Raw genomic sequence first — 13,541 nt, 5'->3', positions numbered from 1 at the left:
GTCAACCTGGCACGCGCGAATCGGCGCATGCTGGCATCGGCGCGAAATCGATAACGGATGGTGATTCCTTCAATGGACTTCAAAGACTATTACAAGATACTCGGCGTGGAGCCGACAGCAGACGACAAGGCAATCAAGGCTGCCTATCGCAAGCTGGCGCGTAAATACCACCCCGATGTCAGCAAGGAAAAGGACGCCGAGGCCAAATTCAAAGATGCCTCGGAAGCCTATGAAGCGCTGAAAAGCGCCGACAAACGCGCCGAATACGACGAACTGCGCCGCTACGGCCAGCACGGTCAACCGTTCCAGGGGCCACCGGGCTGGCAGAGCCGTGGCGGCTTTGGCGGCGGCGGTGGCGACACCGGTGACTTTTCGGACTTCTTCAGTTCGATCTTCGGCAATCGCGGCCCCGGTTTCGGTGGCGGTGAAGGTCGGCAACAACGCAGTGCTGGGCGCCGAGGGCAAGACGTGGAAATGGAACTGCCGATCTTCCTCGAGGAGACGCTGTCGAACGAGTCGAAGAAAGTCACCTTCCAGGTGCCGCAATACAACGCCAACGGCCAGCACGTCAGCAATACCAGCAAGAGCCTGAACGTGAAGATCCCGGCGGGCGTGACCGACGGCGAGCGCATCCGCCTCAAAGGCCAGGGCGCACCGGGCGTCGGTGGCGGGGCGAATGGTGACCTGTACCTGACCATTCGTTTTGCGCCGCACCCGAAATTCGATGTCGAAGGCGAAAACCTCATCATCACTTTGCCGCTGGCTCCGTGGGAGCTGGCGCTGGGAGCGGAAGTGGCGGTGCCGACGCTGACCGGCAAGATCAATCTCAAGGTGCCGGCCGGCAGTCAGAACGGCCAGCGCATGCGCGCCAAAGGTCATGGCTTGAAAAACAAGGCCGGCGAGCGCGGTTATCTGTTTGTGCAACTCAAAGCGGTGATGCCGAAAGCGGCCGACGACGAGGTCAAGGCGCTGTGGCAGGAACTGGCGAAGAAAGCCGCCTTCAATCCGCGAGAGAACTTCTGAATTCGACGACGGAGTAGCCCATCATGAGCAGCCCCCTGATCGTTCAACTGGACCTGGCAGAATTCTGTGAGGCGGCCGATTTGTCGGACGTCTACGTGATCGAAATCGTCGAGCACGGCATCCTCGAACCTCAGGGCGCGCAGCCCCGGGAATGGCGCTTCACCGATTACGAATTGGCTCTGGCCAAACGCGCCGCCAAGCTGCGGCGCGATCTGGAGCTTGAGTGGGAAGGCGTCGCCCTGGCGCTGGACCTGCTGGAAGAGGTGCATGAATTGCGCGCTGAAAACCGCATGTTGCGCCAGCGTCTGGGGCGCCTGGTGGTCGAGTAGTTTTCCGCCGGTTTTGCCTGGCCGGATCGACCTTGCTCATGAAGCGAAGCCGCTTGCGCAAGGTTAATGTTTTTGCAGGTGTTTCCCCGGTTTTAACCGGCGAATCTCTCTGATAGTTTCGAGCAAGGATCGGCAATGGATGCCGGTCACCGCAGCGCCAGCCATGCCGGCGGGCGCAGCGTAACGCTCACAAGGAACGTAAAAATGCCAGTCAAACCCAAACCGCCAACGCCGGCAACGGGCCGCGTCGATGTGCCCGCGAGCCCGCGTACATCCGCTGATGCGGATTCTTCAGGAACCGGGACAGCGCATCTCGCCCCAGACCCCTTTCTGCGCAAAACGCCCGGTCCTACGCCTGAAACGGCGGGTGGCGCGCCTGAGTCTTCGGTGGCTGCGGCAACGTCGAGAGTGCATGTGCATGAGTCGACGTCCGTTTCCACCGGTGCCAGTACTACCGATGCCCCAGGGCTGCAGCAATACCTGATCCCCGCGTCGAGCGCGTTACCCGCCGCCGATGCCGAGGGCTTTCGCACTTTCAAGGGCCGGCAATACGCCGATATTCAGGATGGCGGCACGGTATTGCTTGCCGTCGATGCGCAAACCGGTCTGCACAGGGCCCGTCTGGCGAGCGAACTGCAACCGTCAGGGCCGGCGCTTGCATTTGATCCTGCGAGCAATCACTGGTTTCCATTGCAGGACTTCTCCGCTTCCACGCCGCAGGCTGTCATGCCGCGCAAGAGCCGTCGTTCTCCGCGCAGAAGTGACGATGAGTTCGAGTTGGCGCTGGAGGAGTTGCCGCGCAATGACGACGGTGCGTCGGAGCAGTTTTATCTGGCCTCCGAGTCCATGCCGATCAAGCCTTACACGGCGCAAGAGCTGAATCTGATGCGCAGTGAAACGCGCTATTCGTTTCTCGGTAATCAGCTGGGCACTTACAACCGCGCCAACAACGGCAAGTACCCGCTCCGGGACACCGCCGGCCGGCCGATCCGCATTCGCAAGCTGGAGACCAAAGTGCGTCTTGCAGACGGCGAGTTGTATACCTCTGAGCAGATCAAGCCCTACATCAAGTTCGAAGGCCATGAAGATGTCGCGATGCTTTATGAGCAGAAACTGCAATGGCGATTGTTCACCGCGGCCGATGTAAAAGTCCCCGGTGAAAAAGCGTTGATCGGACAGTCCATGGTGGTAGCCAACAGGCGTATCGCCAAGGGCGAGGCGGTTGGGGTCTACGGCGGGGTCATTACCCCGGCACGGTTCGTAGGGCCCCATGAACAAACATTCAGCATGCTGGCGGGGGTGCGTCTGCAATATGGTCCGGGGCAAATGCTGCCCGACCCGTTGGCCATACTGGGCGACAACATCATTTCCAGGATCAACTCCAACTTTGAGTATGACGCGACGGGCAAGCCCGTTCGCCAGGCACCGGATGGCTATAACGTTGTAACGGTGCCCTTCGACATCGAGGCGCAACAGTGGGTCGGCAAGCAATTGGTGACCAAGGACTTCATCCTCAACGTCGTGTTCGCTTCGCAAGACATCCCGGCAGGCACTGAGCTGCGCCTGGATTACAACTACACCGAACAACAGATGTCGTGGGCATTTCCCTGATTGATCTGGCATCGCCGCTGAATACGGATTTCAACGTCCGTATTCAGACGGCGACGCTTGTCAGAACAGGAAATAGCGCTGCGCCATCGGCAACGTTTCCGCCGGTTCACACCACAGCAACACACCATCCGCCTTGACCTGATAGGTTTGCGGATCGACATCGATGTCCGGCAAGTAATCGTTGTGGATCAGATCGGTTTTCTGCACGTCACGGCAGCCTTTGACCACGCCGATTTTCTTCTTCAACCCCAATGCCTCAGGCAGCCCGGCTTCCTGCGCCGCCTGACTGATAAAGGTCAGGCTGGTGGCATGCAGGGAGCCACCGTAGCTGGCGAACATCGGGCGGTAGTGCACCGGTTGCGGGGTCGGAATCGAGGCGTTGGCATCCCCCATCAGGCTTGCGGCAATCGCGCCGCCCTTGAGGATCAGCGTCGGTTTCACGCCAAAAAATGCCGGGCGCCAGAGCACCAGATCGGCCCACTTGCCGACTTCGATCGAACCGACTTCATGGCTGATGCCATGGGTGATCGCCGGGTTGATCGTGTACTTGGCGATGTAGCGTTTGGCGCGGAAGTTGTCATTGCCTGCGCCATCATGCGGCAGCGGGCCGCGCTGCTTTTTCATCTTGTCGGCGGTCTGCCAGGTGCGCGTGATGACTTCGCCGACACGGCCCATGGCCTGGCTGTCGGAGCTGATCATCGAGAACGCGCCGAGGTCATGAAGGATGTCTTCGGCGGCAATCGTTTCGCGGCGGATGCGGCTTTCGGCGAAGGCGACGTCTTCGGCAATGCTCGGGTCGAGGTGGTGGCAGACCATCAGCATGTCGAGGTGTTCGTCGATGGTGTTGCGGGTGAACGGCCGGGTCGGGTTGGTCGAACTCGGCAGCACGTTAGGGAAGCCGCAAGCCTTGATGATGTCCGGTGCGTGACCGCCACCGGCACCTTCGGTGTGATAGGTGTGAATGGTGCGGCCTTTGAATGCGCCGAGGGTGGTTTCGACGAAACCGGACTCGTTGAGGGTGTCGGTGTGGATCGCCACCTGCACATCGAACTGATCGGCGACGCTCAGGCAGTTATCGATGCTTGCTGGCGTGGTGCCCCAGTCTTCGTGCAGCTTGAGGCCGATGGCGCCGGCCTTGACCTGCTCGATCAGCGGCTCCGGCAGGCTGGCGTTGCCCTTGCCAGTGAGGCCGATGTTCATCGGGAACGCATCGGCGGCCTGGAGCATGCGCGCCAGGTGCCATGGGCCGGAGGTGCAGGTGGTGGCGTTGGTGCCAGTGGCTGGGCCGGTGCCACCGCCGATCATGGTGGTGACGCCACTCATCAGCGCTTCTTCGATCTGCTGCGGGCAGATGAAGTGGATGTGCGTGTCGATGCCGCCGGCGGTGAGGATCATGCCTTCGCCGGCGATCACTTCGGTGCCGGCGCCGATGGCGATGGTCACGTTGGGCTGCACGTCGGGGTTGCCGGCCTTGCCGATCGCGGCGATGCGCCCGTCCTTGAGGCCGACGTCGGCTTTGACGATGCCCCAGTGGTCGATGATCAGCGCGTTGGTGATCAGCGTGTCGACGACTTCGGCGGCCAAGAGTTGGCTCTGACCCTGGCCGTCGCGGATGACTTTGCCGCCACCGAATTTCACTTCTTCGCCGTAGGTGGTGAAGTCTTGTTCGACTTCGATCCACAGCTCGGTGTCGGCCAGGCGCACCTTGTCGCCGACGGTGGGGCCGAACATGTCGGCGTAGGCTTGTCTGGAGATTTTCATGCAGCGTCCTTCAGGAAAATAGTGGTGAGCCATCGACCCTCACCCTAGCCCTCTCCCAGAGGGAGAGGGGACTGATCGCGGTGAGGCTGCTATCGGTGATCGGCTCCCTCTCCCTCGGGAGAGGGCTGGGGTGAGGGGCCGCGGTGCACGCAGATATCAGAGGTCCCCCATGATTCGTCCGGCAAACCCGAATACCCGCCGCTTTCCGGCGTAATCCACCAACTCAACCTCACGGCTTTGCCCCGGCTCAAAGCGCACGGCGGTGCCCGCCGGAATATTCAGACGCATGCCCCGGCTCGCCGCGCGATCAAAGGTCAGCGCGTCGTTGGTTTCGAAAAAGTGATAGTGCGAACCGACCTGAATCGGCCGGTCGCCGCTGTTGGCGACTTTCAGGCTGAGGGTGCGACGGCCGACGTTGAGTTCGATGTCGCCGGGCTGGATCTGGTATTCGCCAGGAATCATCACTGGGCTCCTTGCAGAATCTTGTAATAGAGGGCGGTCGGCCGATAAGTGCCGGTCGGGTCGCAGGCGTAATCAGGAATCTGGCCCGCACGGGTGTAACCCAGCGCCTTGTAGAAATCCTCGGCGGGCGAGCCGGCCTCGGTGTCGAGGTAAAGCATGCCGCGCTTGTGTTTGGGCGCTTCGAGTTCCAGCGCACTCATCAATTGCTGACCGAGACCGCGACGCCGTGCGTGTTCGCGCACCAGCAGCTTCTGCACTTCGGCGCGATTGAGGCCGTTGGCTTTCTGGCACAACCCGAGCTGCACACTGGCCAGCACTTGTTCGTCCTTGACCACCACCCAGAGCAGCACGCTGCCCTTGTTGACGTTGTCCTGCACCTCATCGAAATAAGCGCGCGCCTGCGCGGCATCGAGATCGGCCATAAAGCCGACACTGGCGCCGTAACCCACGGCATCGAGCAGCAGGTCGATCAGGCCCTGACGGTAATGCGCAAAACTTTCCGCGTTGACGCGGCGCAGCTGGGCGGCGTTCATCGGTGTCACTCCTTGTTGGCGTCAGGCGGCTCCGCGCCAGGGTTGAGGGTCAGTTGCATGAAGGTCAGGTCGAGCCAGCGGCCGAACTTGGTGCCGACTTGCGGCATTTGCCCGGTGATGCTGAAACCGGCGCGCTCGTGCAGGCGAATCGAGGCAGCGTTGCCGCTTTCAATGGCGGCGACCATCACGTGCTTGTCGCAGGTCTTCGCCCGTTCGATCAGCACAGTCATCAGTTGCGGGCCGAGGCCGTTGCCGCGCTGATCGCTGCGCACGTAGACCGAGTGCTCGACGGTGTGACGGAAACCGTCGAACGGCCGCCAGTCACCGAAGGAAGCGTAGCCGAGCACACTGTTGTCGGCGTCGACGATCACCAGAATCGGATAGGCCTGGGCCTGACGCGCGCTGAACCACGCCTGGCGGTTGCCGAGGTCGACGGCTTGTTCATTCCAGATCGCCGTGGTGTTGAACACGGCGTCGTTGTAGATGTCACGGATCGCCGGCAGGTCGGCGTGAACGGCATCGCGAATGGAGTAAGTCATGACGCGGCCTCAGACGATCGGTTGGTGAACGGTGACCAGTTTGGTGCCGTCGGGGAACGTCGCTTCGACCTGGATTTCCGGGATCATTTCCGCGATGCCTTCCATCACTTGTTCGCGGCTGAGCAGGGTAGTGCCGAAGTGCATCAGCTCGGCGACGGTCTGGCCGTCACGCGCGCCTTCGAGCAGTGCGGCGGAGATGTAGGCCATGGCTTCCGGGTAATTGAGTTTCACGCCGCGCGCCAAACGCCGCTCGGCGACGAGGCCGGCGGTGAAGATCAGCAGCTTGTCTTTTTCGCGTGGGGTCAGGTCCATTGTGGGGTTCCATCAGGGCAGATTTGTGAGGTTCTTGCCGGTGTGGGGTGCCAGTTGGAGCAGCCCCTCACCCTAGCCCTCTCCCGAAGGAGAGGGGACTGATCTCGGTTGTTTTCAATGGCCGGTTCAGTCAGCGGTATTCGTTCAGTCAGTTAAATTCATTTCAAGCGACTCGGTCAGGCTCCCTCTCCCTCCGGGAGAGGGCGGGGGGTGAGGGTTGCTTTCAGGTGTTCCATATTCTCGGTGACACCGCCTCGCGATCCAGAAGCACCGGACGCAGCAAGCGCCATAAATCGATGAGCCAGGCCCGTGCGAGCAACGCTTCACTGGCCAGACAACGGGCAACCAAAAGTCCCGGCAATTGCGTCAAATCCCCGCGAACCTGGTTATCCAGCGAACGACAACGCTCCAGCAATTCAGCATCAATTTCACCGGTGACCAACAACGTCGCAAACACCGGATTGCCATCCAGGCCAATCGGCGAATCAAGCAAACCGTCATCACCGACAATGCGCTGGCGTTCATGCCAGAGCAATCGACCATCACGGCGAATATCCAGATGCGCCTGAAAATGCCCACGGTCGAAACGCTCGCCACTGGCCGGGCGACCCAGCGCCACCACATCCCAGTAAAACAGCCGTGCATCACCCTCAAGTTCAATCGAAGTGCTCAGCTCAGCCTGCGCGGCGCTATAGACGATGGTCTCCTGCGGCAGCCATTCCAGCGTCGCCCCGGCCGCCACTTTCAAGTCGAGCTTCTGATAAGCCGGCCCACCGGCGCGATACCATTTGGCCGCGCCGGGGCTGGTGATCTGCGCCCAGGCGTCCTGTTCGACGCGGGCGCTGATGTCCAGTCGATCACCGCCGGCAATCCCGCCCGGCGGGTGGACGATGATGTGCTGACAGACTTCAGGGCCTTCGGCATACAGGTGCTTTTGCACCCGCAGCGGCCCGAGGTGTCGGCGCATGACCGGACGCGTGCAATCGCCGAAGCGGGCATAAGCGAGTTCCAGCGCGGCGTGCCAGCTCGGGGTAAACAGGGCAGGTGCAACAGTCGAATTCATGGTGTGTAATTATCGTTAGGAAGCTACAGATTAATTCGTTGTACTAGATCGTTACCAGCCCGCGTACACCCTCGGCCTCCATATTTTCACCGCGCCCCTGCTGGACGATCTCGCCCCGGGACATCACCAGATACTGATCGGCCAGTTCCGCGGCGAAATCGTAGAACTGCTCGACCAGCAAAATCGCCATATCACCGCGCGCCGCGAGTTTCTTGATTACCGCGCCGATCTCCTTGATCACCGAAGGTTGAATGCCTTCGGTAGGCTCGTCGAGGATCAATAAACGCGGACGACTGGCCAATGCGCGACCAATCGCCAACTGCTGTTGCTGACCACCGGAGAGGTCACCGCCGCGACGCTGCTTCATTTGTAGCAGCACCGGGAACAATTCGTAGATGAAACCTGGGACTTCCTTGGCTTCACTGCCGGGAAAACGCGACAAACCCATCAGCAGATTCTCTTCCACGGTCAGGCGGCCGAAGATTTCCCGGCCCTGTGGCACGTAGGCAATCCCGGCGTGAACACGCTGGTGTGGCTTGAACGTGGTGATCGGTTTGCCTTCCCAATTGACTGCGCCTTCTTTGGCCGGCAGCAGGCCCATCAGGCATTTGAGCAGGGTGGTTTTGCCGACACCGTTACGGCCGAGCAGGCAGGTGACTTCGCCGACTTTCACGTCGAACGAAAGGCCACGCAGGATGTGGCTACCGCCGTAGTACTGGTGCAGCTTGTCGACTTGCAGCATGTTCAAATTCCTTAAAATTCACCCAAATCCCTGTGGGAGCGAGCTTGCTCGCGAATGCGGTTGACCTGTCACTGAGATGTCGGATGTGCTGCCGTCTTCGCGAGCAAGCTCGCTCCCACAGTGACTTTGTTTGCAGTTCAGCGGCCGAGGTAGACCTCGATCACACGCTCGTTTTCCTGCACTTGTTCCAGTGAGCCTTCCGCCAGAACACTGCCCTGATGCAACACGGTGACGTGGTCAGCAATCGAGCCGACAAAGCCCATGTCATGCTCCACCACCATCAACGAATGCTTGCCCGCCAGGCTCTTGAACAGTTCAGCGGTGAACTCGGTTTCCGCATCGGTCATGCCCGCCACCGGCTCATCGAGCAGGAGCAATTGCGGGTCCTGCATCAGCAACATGCCGATCTCGAGAAACTGCTTCTGACCGTGGGACAACAGCCCGGCCTGACGATTGACCGAGGTGGTCAGGCGAATCGTCTCCAGCACTTCGCTGATTCGATCTTTTTGCTCGCCGCTCAAGCGCGCACGCAAACTGGCCCACACCGACTTGTCGGTTTTCTGCGCCAGTTCAAGGTTTTCAAACACGCTCAGCGCTTCGAACACCGTCGGCTTCTGAAACTTGCGACCGATGCCGGCCTGGGCAATCTGCACTTCGCTCATCTGCGTCAGATCCAGGGTTTCACCGAACCAGGCCTTGCCGTGACTCGGCCGGGTCTTGCCGGTGATCACGTCCATCAGCGTGGTTTTACCCGCGCCGTTAGGGCCGATGATGCAGCGCAATTCGCCGACGCCGATGTACAGGTTGAGATTGTTCAGCGCACGAAAGCCATCGAAGCTGACGCTGATGTCTTCCAGGGTGAGGATCGTGCCGTGACGGATATCCAGCCCCGGTCCGACCCGCTGGCCAAGGCCGATGGAGTCGCGGCTGGTGCCGGCGTCCTTGTTCGGTTCGACGGGAAAGAAGGCCGGTTCCAGCATGAATTCAGCGCTCGCTGTGACTCTCATTGTTCACCTCGTTTCTTCAGCAGGCCGATCACACCTTTAGGCAAGTACAGCGTGACGACGATGAACAGCGCGCCGAGAAAGAACAGCCAATATTCCGGGAAGGCCACGGTGAACCAACTCTTCATGCCGTTGACCACACCGGCACCGAGCAGCGGGCCGATCAAGGTGCCACGACCGCCAAGGGCCACCCAGACCGCCGCTTCAATCGAGTTGGTTGGCGACATTTCGCTCGGGTTGATGATGCCCACTTGCGGCACGTACAACGCACCGGCCAGACCACACAACACCGCGCTCAACACCCACACGAACAACTTGAAACCGCGCGGATCGTAGCCGCAGAACATCAAGCGGTTTTCCGCATCACGAAGTGCCGTCAGCACACGACCGAACTTGCTCTGCGCCAGGCGCCAGCCGATGAACAGACTCGCCACCAGCAACAACACTGTGGCCAGAAACAACACCGCGCGGGTGCCCGGATCGGTGATGCCGAAACCGAGGATCGTGCGGAAATTGGTGAAGCCGTTGTTGCCGCCAAACCCGGTCTCGTTGCGGAAAAACAAGAGCATGCCGGCGAAGGTCAAGGCCTGGGTCATGATCGAGAAATACACGCCTTTGATTCGCGAACGGAAGGCGAAGAAACCGAAGACCAGCGCCAGCAATCCCGGTGCCAGCACCACCAGACACATCGCCCAGACGAAGCTGCTGGTGCCGGTCCAGTACCACGGCAGTTCGCTCCATGACAGGAAGGTCATGAACGCCGGTAGACCATCGCCGGCAGCCTGACGCATCAGGTACATGCCCATCGCATAACCACCGAGGGCGAAGAACAGGCCGTGACCCAGCGACAGCAAACCGGCGTAACCCCAGACCAGATCCAGCGCCAAAGCGACGATGGCGTAACAGAGGATTTTGCCGACCAGCGTCAGCGTGTACGCCGAGATGTGCAGCGCATTGTCGGGCGACAACAACGACAGCAGCGGCAGGGCGATCAGCAGAGCGAGGATTACTGCGCCGACCGCAATCGTGACTTTCGGCCCGGCCTTTTGTGTCGCGGTAACAAGCAGAGGCTGGTTCATCAGTCGATCACCCGTCCTTTCAGTGCGAAGAGGCCTTGCGGACGTTTCTGGATAAACAGAATGATCAGCGCGAGGATCAGGATCTTGCCGAGCACCGCACCGATCTGCGGTTCAAGAATCTTGTTGGCGATACCGAGGCCGAACGCCGCGAGCACGCTGCCGGCCAACTGGCCAACACCGCCAAGCACCACCACCAGGAACGAGTCGATGATGTAGCTCTGACCGAGGTCCGGGCCGACGTTGCCGATCTGGCTCAGCGCCACACCGCCGAGACCGGCAATGCCCGAGCCGAGGCCGAAGGCGAGCATGTCGACACGACCGGTCGGCACGCCACAGCAGGCGGCCATGGTGCGGTTCTGTGTGACGGCGCGGACGTTGAGGCCCAGACGCGTTTTGTTCAGCAGCAGCCAGGTCAGCACAACGACGAACAGTGCGAACGCGATGATCACGATGCGGTTGTATGGCAGAACCAGATTTGGCAAAACCTGAATCCCGCCGGACAGCCATGCCGGGTTGGCCACTTCAACGTTCTGCGCGCCGAACAACAGGCGCACCAGTTGAATCAGCATCAGGCTGATGCCCCAGGTGGCGAGCAGGGTTTCCAGTGGGCGGCCGTAGAGGTGACGAATCACCGTGCGCTCCAGCGCCATGCCGATCGCCGCTGTGACGAAGAACGCCACCGGCAAGGCAATCAACGGATAAAACTCAATCGCTTGCGGTGCGTAGCGCTGGAACATCAACTGCACCACGTACGTCGAGTAGGCACCGAGCATCAGCATCTCGCCGTGAGCCATGTTGATCACGCCGAGCAGGCCGAACGTGATTGCCAGACCGAGCGCTGCCAACAGCAGAATCGAACCGAGCGACATGCCGCTGAACGCCTGGCCGAGGATCTCGCCGACCAGCAGTTTGCGTTTGACTTGGGCGAGGCTGGTTTCGGCCGCCGTGCGTACGCCGGCATCGGCTTCGACGCCGGGTTCGACCAAACCTTCGAGGCGCGTGCGCGACAGTGGATCGCCGGTTTCGCCAAGCAATCGCACCGCCGCGAGTCGTACGGCCGGATTAGTGTCGACCAGTTGCAGATTGGCCAGCGCCAGGCTCAGTGCGGCATGGACGCTTTCATCTTTTTCGCCAGCGAGTTGCTGGTCGAGGAATTTCAGCTGCGCGGGTTTCGCGCTTTTCTGCAATTGCTGCGCGGCAGTCAGACGGATTTTGGCGTCGGCGGCGAGCAATTGATGGCTGGCCATGGCGGTGTCGATCAGACCCCGCAGGCGATTGTTCAGGCGCAGGGTTTTGGGTTGGCCGTCGATGGTCAGCTCGCCTTGTTGCAGGGCGTTGAGCAATTCGATACGGGCCGGATCGGGCTGCGCGGCCCAGGTTTCCAACAGTTTGGCTTGCTGCACGGGATTGGCCGCGACGAAGTCTTCGGCATCACCGGCGTGGGCCAGCATTGGCAGCAACAGTGCGATGGCTATGAGAAAGCGGTGTATGGCAGTGGGCATTAGTGGTGTTTCCTTTCTTGCGGTGGCCGATGGAGCGGTGTCCGGCTGTGAATCCGCCCCTCACCCTAACCCTCTCCCAAAGGGAGAGGGGACTGACCGAGTTGTCAGGGCATCCAACATCGACCTGACATTCCTGCGTCGAACTCAGGTTCTGAAAGCCGTAGAGATCTGCTCCCTTCCCCCTCGCCCCCCCTGGGGGAGAGGGTTGGGGTGAGGGGGAAAAGATCTCCGCCCCAGCCCAAAATCCAAGTCAGACTCAGTTGCTCTTCACCGCATAATCCGGCTTCTTGTCGTTGCCCTGAATGAACGGGCTCCACGGTTGCGCACGGATCGGCCCTTCGGTCTGCCACACCACGTTGAACTGACCATCGCTCTGAATCTCGCCGATCATCACCGGTTTGTGCAGGTGGTGATTGGTCTTGTCCATGGTCAGCGTGTAGCCCGACGGCGCGGCAAAGGTCTGCCCGGCCAGCGCTTCACGCACCTTGTCGACGTCAGTGGATTTGGCTTTCTCAACCGCTTGCGCCCACATGTGGATGCCGACGTAAGTGGCTTCCATCGGGTCGTTGGTCACGGCTTTATCCGCGCCCGGCAAGTTGTGTTTCTTCGCGTAGGCTTTCCAGTCAGCGACGAACTTCTTGTTCTGCGGGTTTTCAACCGACTCGAAGTAGTTCCACGCCGCGAGGTTGCCCACCAGCGGTTTGGTGTCGATGCCGCGCAGTTCTTCTTCGCCGACCGAGAACGCCACCACCGGTACGTCGGTAGCCTTCAAGCCTTGGTTGGCCAGCTCTTTATAGAACGGCACGTTGGAATCGCCGTTGACCGTCGAGATGACCGCAGTCTTGCCACCGGCGGAGAATTTCTTGATGTTGGCAACAATGGTCTGATAGTCGCTGTGACCGAACGGCGTGTACACCTCTTCGATGTCCTTGTCGGCGACACCTTTGGAATGCAGGAACGAGCGCAGGATCTTGTTGGTGGTGCGTGGGTAGACGTAGTCGGTGCCGAGCAGGAAGTAGCGCTTGGCGCTGCCACCTTCTTCGCTCATCAGATATTCAACCGCCGGGATCGCCTGCTGGTTTGGCGCGGCGCCGGTGTAGAAGACGTTCGGCGACATCTCTTCGCCTTCGTATTGCACCGGGTAGAACAGCAGGCCGTTGAGCTCTTCGAACACCGGCAACACCGATTTACGCGACACGGAGGTCCAGCAGCCGAACACCACGGCAACCTTGTCCTGAGTCAGCAACTGCCGGCCTTTCTCGGCGAACAGCGGCCAGTTCGATGCCGGGTCGACAACGACTGGCTCGAGCATCTTGCCGTTGACGCCGCCCTTGGCGTTGATCTCGTCGATGGTCATCAGCGCCATGTCTTTGAGCGACGTTTCGGAGATCGCCATGGTGCCGGACAACGAATGCAGAATCCCGACCTTGATGGTCTCGGCGGCCTGGACAGTCCAGGTCATGCCCATCGCGGCAATCGATGCCGTGAGTGTGAAAGCCTTGATCAAACTGCGACGCTTCATTGTGCGATCTCCATGAACGTTTGAAGTTTTTCTGGTTGGCAGATGCGGACGACTGAAGG

General features: G+C 60.5%; 14 protein-coding genes. 3 read left to right on the top strand and 11 right to left on the bottom strand.

Annotation, left to right across the window (positions count from 1 at the left end; all coding sequences use genetic code 11):
- Positions 1-72: 72 nt before the first annotated feature.
- The 3 genes from ACI514_RS22395 to ACI514_RS22385 all read left to right on the top strand — a co-directional run bounded on the left by ACI514_RS22395 (position 73) and on the right by ACI514_RS22385 (position 2,963).
- On the top strand, positions 73-1,023 hold the full coding sequence (locus tag ACI514_RS22395; RefSeq protein WP_095126127.1) for a DnaJ C-terminal domain-containing protein: 951 nt from the start codon (positions 73-75) through the stop codon (positions 1,021-1,023).
- A gap of 23 nt (positions 1,024-1,046) precedes the next feature.
- The gene (locus ACI514_RS22390) at positions 1,047-1,352 is read left to right on the top strand and encodes a chaperone modulator CbpM (protein ID WP_160055416.1); all 306 of its coding nucleotides are present in this window, start codon (positions 1,047-1,049) and stop codon (positions 1,350-1,352) included.
- Between the two features lie 204 nt (positions 1,353-1,556).
- The gene (locus ACI514_RS22385) at positions 1,557-2,963 is read left to right on the top strand and encodes a hypothetical protein (protein ID WP_405122407.1); all 1,407 of its coding nucleotides are present in this window, start codon (positions 1,557-1,559) and stop codon (positions 2,961-2,963) included.
- A 60-nt stretch (positions 2,964-3,023) separates the two neighbouring features.
- On the opposite strand, the gene ureC is transcribed toward ACI514_RS22385, so the two are convergent.
- The 11 genes from ureC to urtA form a co-directional block, all read right to left on the bottom strand.
- Complete coding sequence (gene ureC, locus ACI514_RS22380; protein ID WP_405122406.1) at positions 3,024-4,724, bottom strand: urease subunit alpha; 1,701 nt, start codon at positions 4,722-4,724, stop codon at positions 3,024-3,026.
- 156 nt (positions 4,725-4,880) lie between these two features.
- A complete protein-coding gene (locus ACI514_RS22375; protein ID WP_038360474.1) occupies positions 4,881-5,186 on the bottom strand; it encodes an urease subunit beta in 306 nt (101 codons plus the stop codon).
- Positions 5,186-5,719 carry a GNAT family N-acetyltransferase gene (locus tag ACI514_RS22370; RefSeq protein ID WP_110719598.1) on the bottom strand — a complete coding sequence of 178 codons (534 nt, stop codon included), beginning with the start codon at positions 5,717-5,719 and terminating at the stop codon, positions 5,186-5,188. The genes ACI514_RS22375 and ACI514_RS22370 overlap by 1 nt, the downstream gene beginning before the upstream one ends.
- 5 nt (positions 5,720-5,724) lie before the next feature.
- The gene (locus ACI514_RS22365) at positions 5,725-6,258 is read right to left on the bottom strand and encodes a GNAT family N-acetyltransferase (protein ID WP_160055422.1); all 534 of its coding nucleotides are present in this window, start codon (positions 6,256-6,258) and stop codon (positions 5,725-5,727) included.
- A 9-nt stretch (positions 6,259-6,267) separates the two neighbouring features.
- Positions 6,268-6,570 (bottom strand): urease subunit gamma, encoded by a 303-nt coding sequence (gene ureA / locus ACI514_RS22360; RefSeq protein ID WP_016984788.1) that lies wholly within the window; start codon positions 6,568-6,570, stop codon positions 6,268-6,270.
- 223 nt (positions 6,571-6,793) lie between these two features.
- A complete protein-coding gene (locus ACI514_RS22355) occupies positions 6,794-7,633 on the bottom strand; it encodes an urease accessory protein UreD (protein ID WP_405122405.1) in 840 nt (279 codons plus the stop codon).
- Between the two features lie 43 nt (positions 7,634-7,676).
- Complete coding sequence (urtE, locus tag ACI514_RS22350; protein ID WP_103306101.1) at positions 7,677-8,375, bottom strand: urea ABC transporter ATP-binding subunit UrtE; 699 nt, start codon at positions 8,373-8,375, stop codon at positions 7,677-7,679.
- A 137-nt stretch (positions 8,376-8,512) separates the two neighbouring features.
- Positions 8,513-9,382, bottom strand: a complete 870-nt coding sequence (gene urtD / locus ACI514_RS22345) for an urea ABC transporter ATP-binding protein UrtD (RefSeq protein ID WP_405122404.1) — start codon at positions 9,380-9,382, stop codon at positions 8,513-8,515.
- Positions 9,379-10,458 (bottom strand): urea ABC transporter permease subunit UrtC, encoded by a 1,080-nt coding sequence (urtC, locus tag ACI514_RS22340; protein ID WP_160055426.1) that lies wholly within the window; start codon positions 10,456-10,458, stop codon positions 9,379-9,381. Before urtC ends, urtD begins: the two co-directional genes overlap by 4 nt.
- A complete protein-coding gene (gene urtB, locus ACI514_RS22335; protein WP_405122403.1) occupies positions 10,458-11,960 on the bottom strand; it encodes an urea ABC transporter permease subunit UrtB in 1,503 nt (500 codons plus the stop codon). The genes urtC and urtB overlap by 1 nt, the downstream gene beginning before the upstream one ends.
- 256 nt (positions 11,961-12,216) lie before the next feature.
- Positions 12,217-13,482, bottom strand: a complete 1,266-nt coding sequence (urtA, locus tag ACI514_RS22330) for an urea ABC transporter substrate-binding protein (RefSeq protein WP_123530867.1) — start codon at positions 13,480-13,482, stop codon at positions 12,217-12,219.
- Positions 13,483-13,541: the final 59 nt, after the last annotated feature.

Origin of the sequence: Pseudomonas sp. M20, assembly GCF_045037865.1 — a bacterium.
Taxonomy (GTDB): Bacteria; Pseudomonadota; Gammaproteobacteria; order Pseudomonadales; family Pseudomonadaceae; genus Aquipseudomonas.
This window is presented reverse-complemented; position numbering and strand designations above follow the sequence as displayed.

Coding starts and splice junctions, on each gene's coding strand:
- ACI514_RS22375 (WP_038360474.1), bottom strand. CDS start 5,186: ATGATTCCTGGCGAATACCAGATCCAGCCCGGCGACATCGAACTCAAC.
- ACI514_RS22390 (WP_160055416.1), top strand. CDS start 1,047: ATGAGCAGCCCCCTGATCGTTCAACTGGACCTGGCAGAATTCTGTGAG.
- urtA (WP_123530867.1), bottom strand. CDS start 13,482: ATGAAGCGTCGCAGTTTGATCAAGGCTTTCACACTCACGGCATCGATT.
- ureC (WP_405122406.1), bottom strand. CDS start 4,724: ATGAAAATCTCCAGACAAGCCTACGCCGACATGTTCGGCCCCACCGTC.
- ACI514_RS22385 (WP_405122407.1), top strand. CDS start 1,557: ATGCCAGTCAAACCCAAACCGCCAACGCCGGCAACGGGCCGCGTCGAT.
- ureA (WP_016984788.1), bottom strand. CDS start 6,570: ATGGACCTGACCCCACGCGAAAAAGACAAGCTGCTGATCTTCACCGCC.
- ACI514_RS22355 (WP_405122405.1), bottom strand. CDS start 7,633: ATGAATTCGACTGTTGCACCTGCCCTGTTTACCCCGAGCTGGCACGCC.
- ACI514_RS22365 (WP_160055422.1), bottom strand. CDS start 6,258: ATGACTTACTCCATTCGCGATGCCGTTCACGCCGACCTGCCGGCGATC.
- urtE (WP_103306101.1), bottom strand. CDS start 8,375: ATGCTGCAAGTCGACAAGCTGCACCAGTACTACGGCGGTAGCCACATC.
- ACI514_RS22395 (WP_095126127.1), top strand. CDS start 73: ATGGACTTCAAAGACTATTACAAGATACTCGGCGTGGAGCCGACAGCA.
- ACI514_RS22370 (WP_110719598.1), bottom strand. CDS start 5,719: ATGAACGCCGCCCAGCTGCGCCGCGTCAACGCGGAAAGTTTTGCGCAT.
- urtC (WP_160055426.1), bottom strand. CDS start 10,458: ATGAACCAGCCTCTGCTTGTTACCGCGACACAAAAGGCCGGGCCGAAA.
- urtD (WP_405122404.1), bottom strand. CDS start 9,382: ATGAGAGTCACAGCGAGCGCTGAATTCATGCTGGAACCGGCCTTCTTT.
- urtB (WP_405122403.1), bottom strand. CDS start 11,960: ATGCCCACTGCCATACACCGCTTTCTCATAGCCATCGCACTGTTGCTG.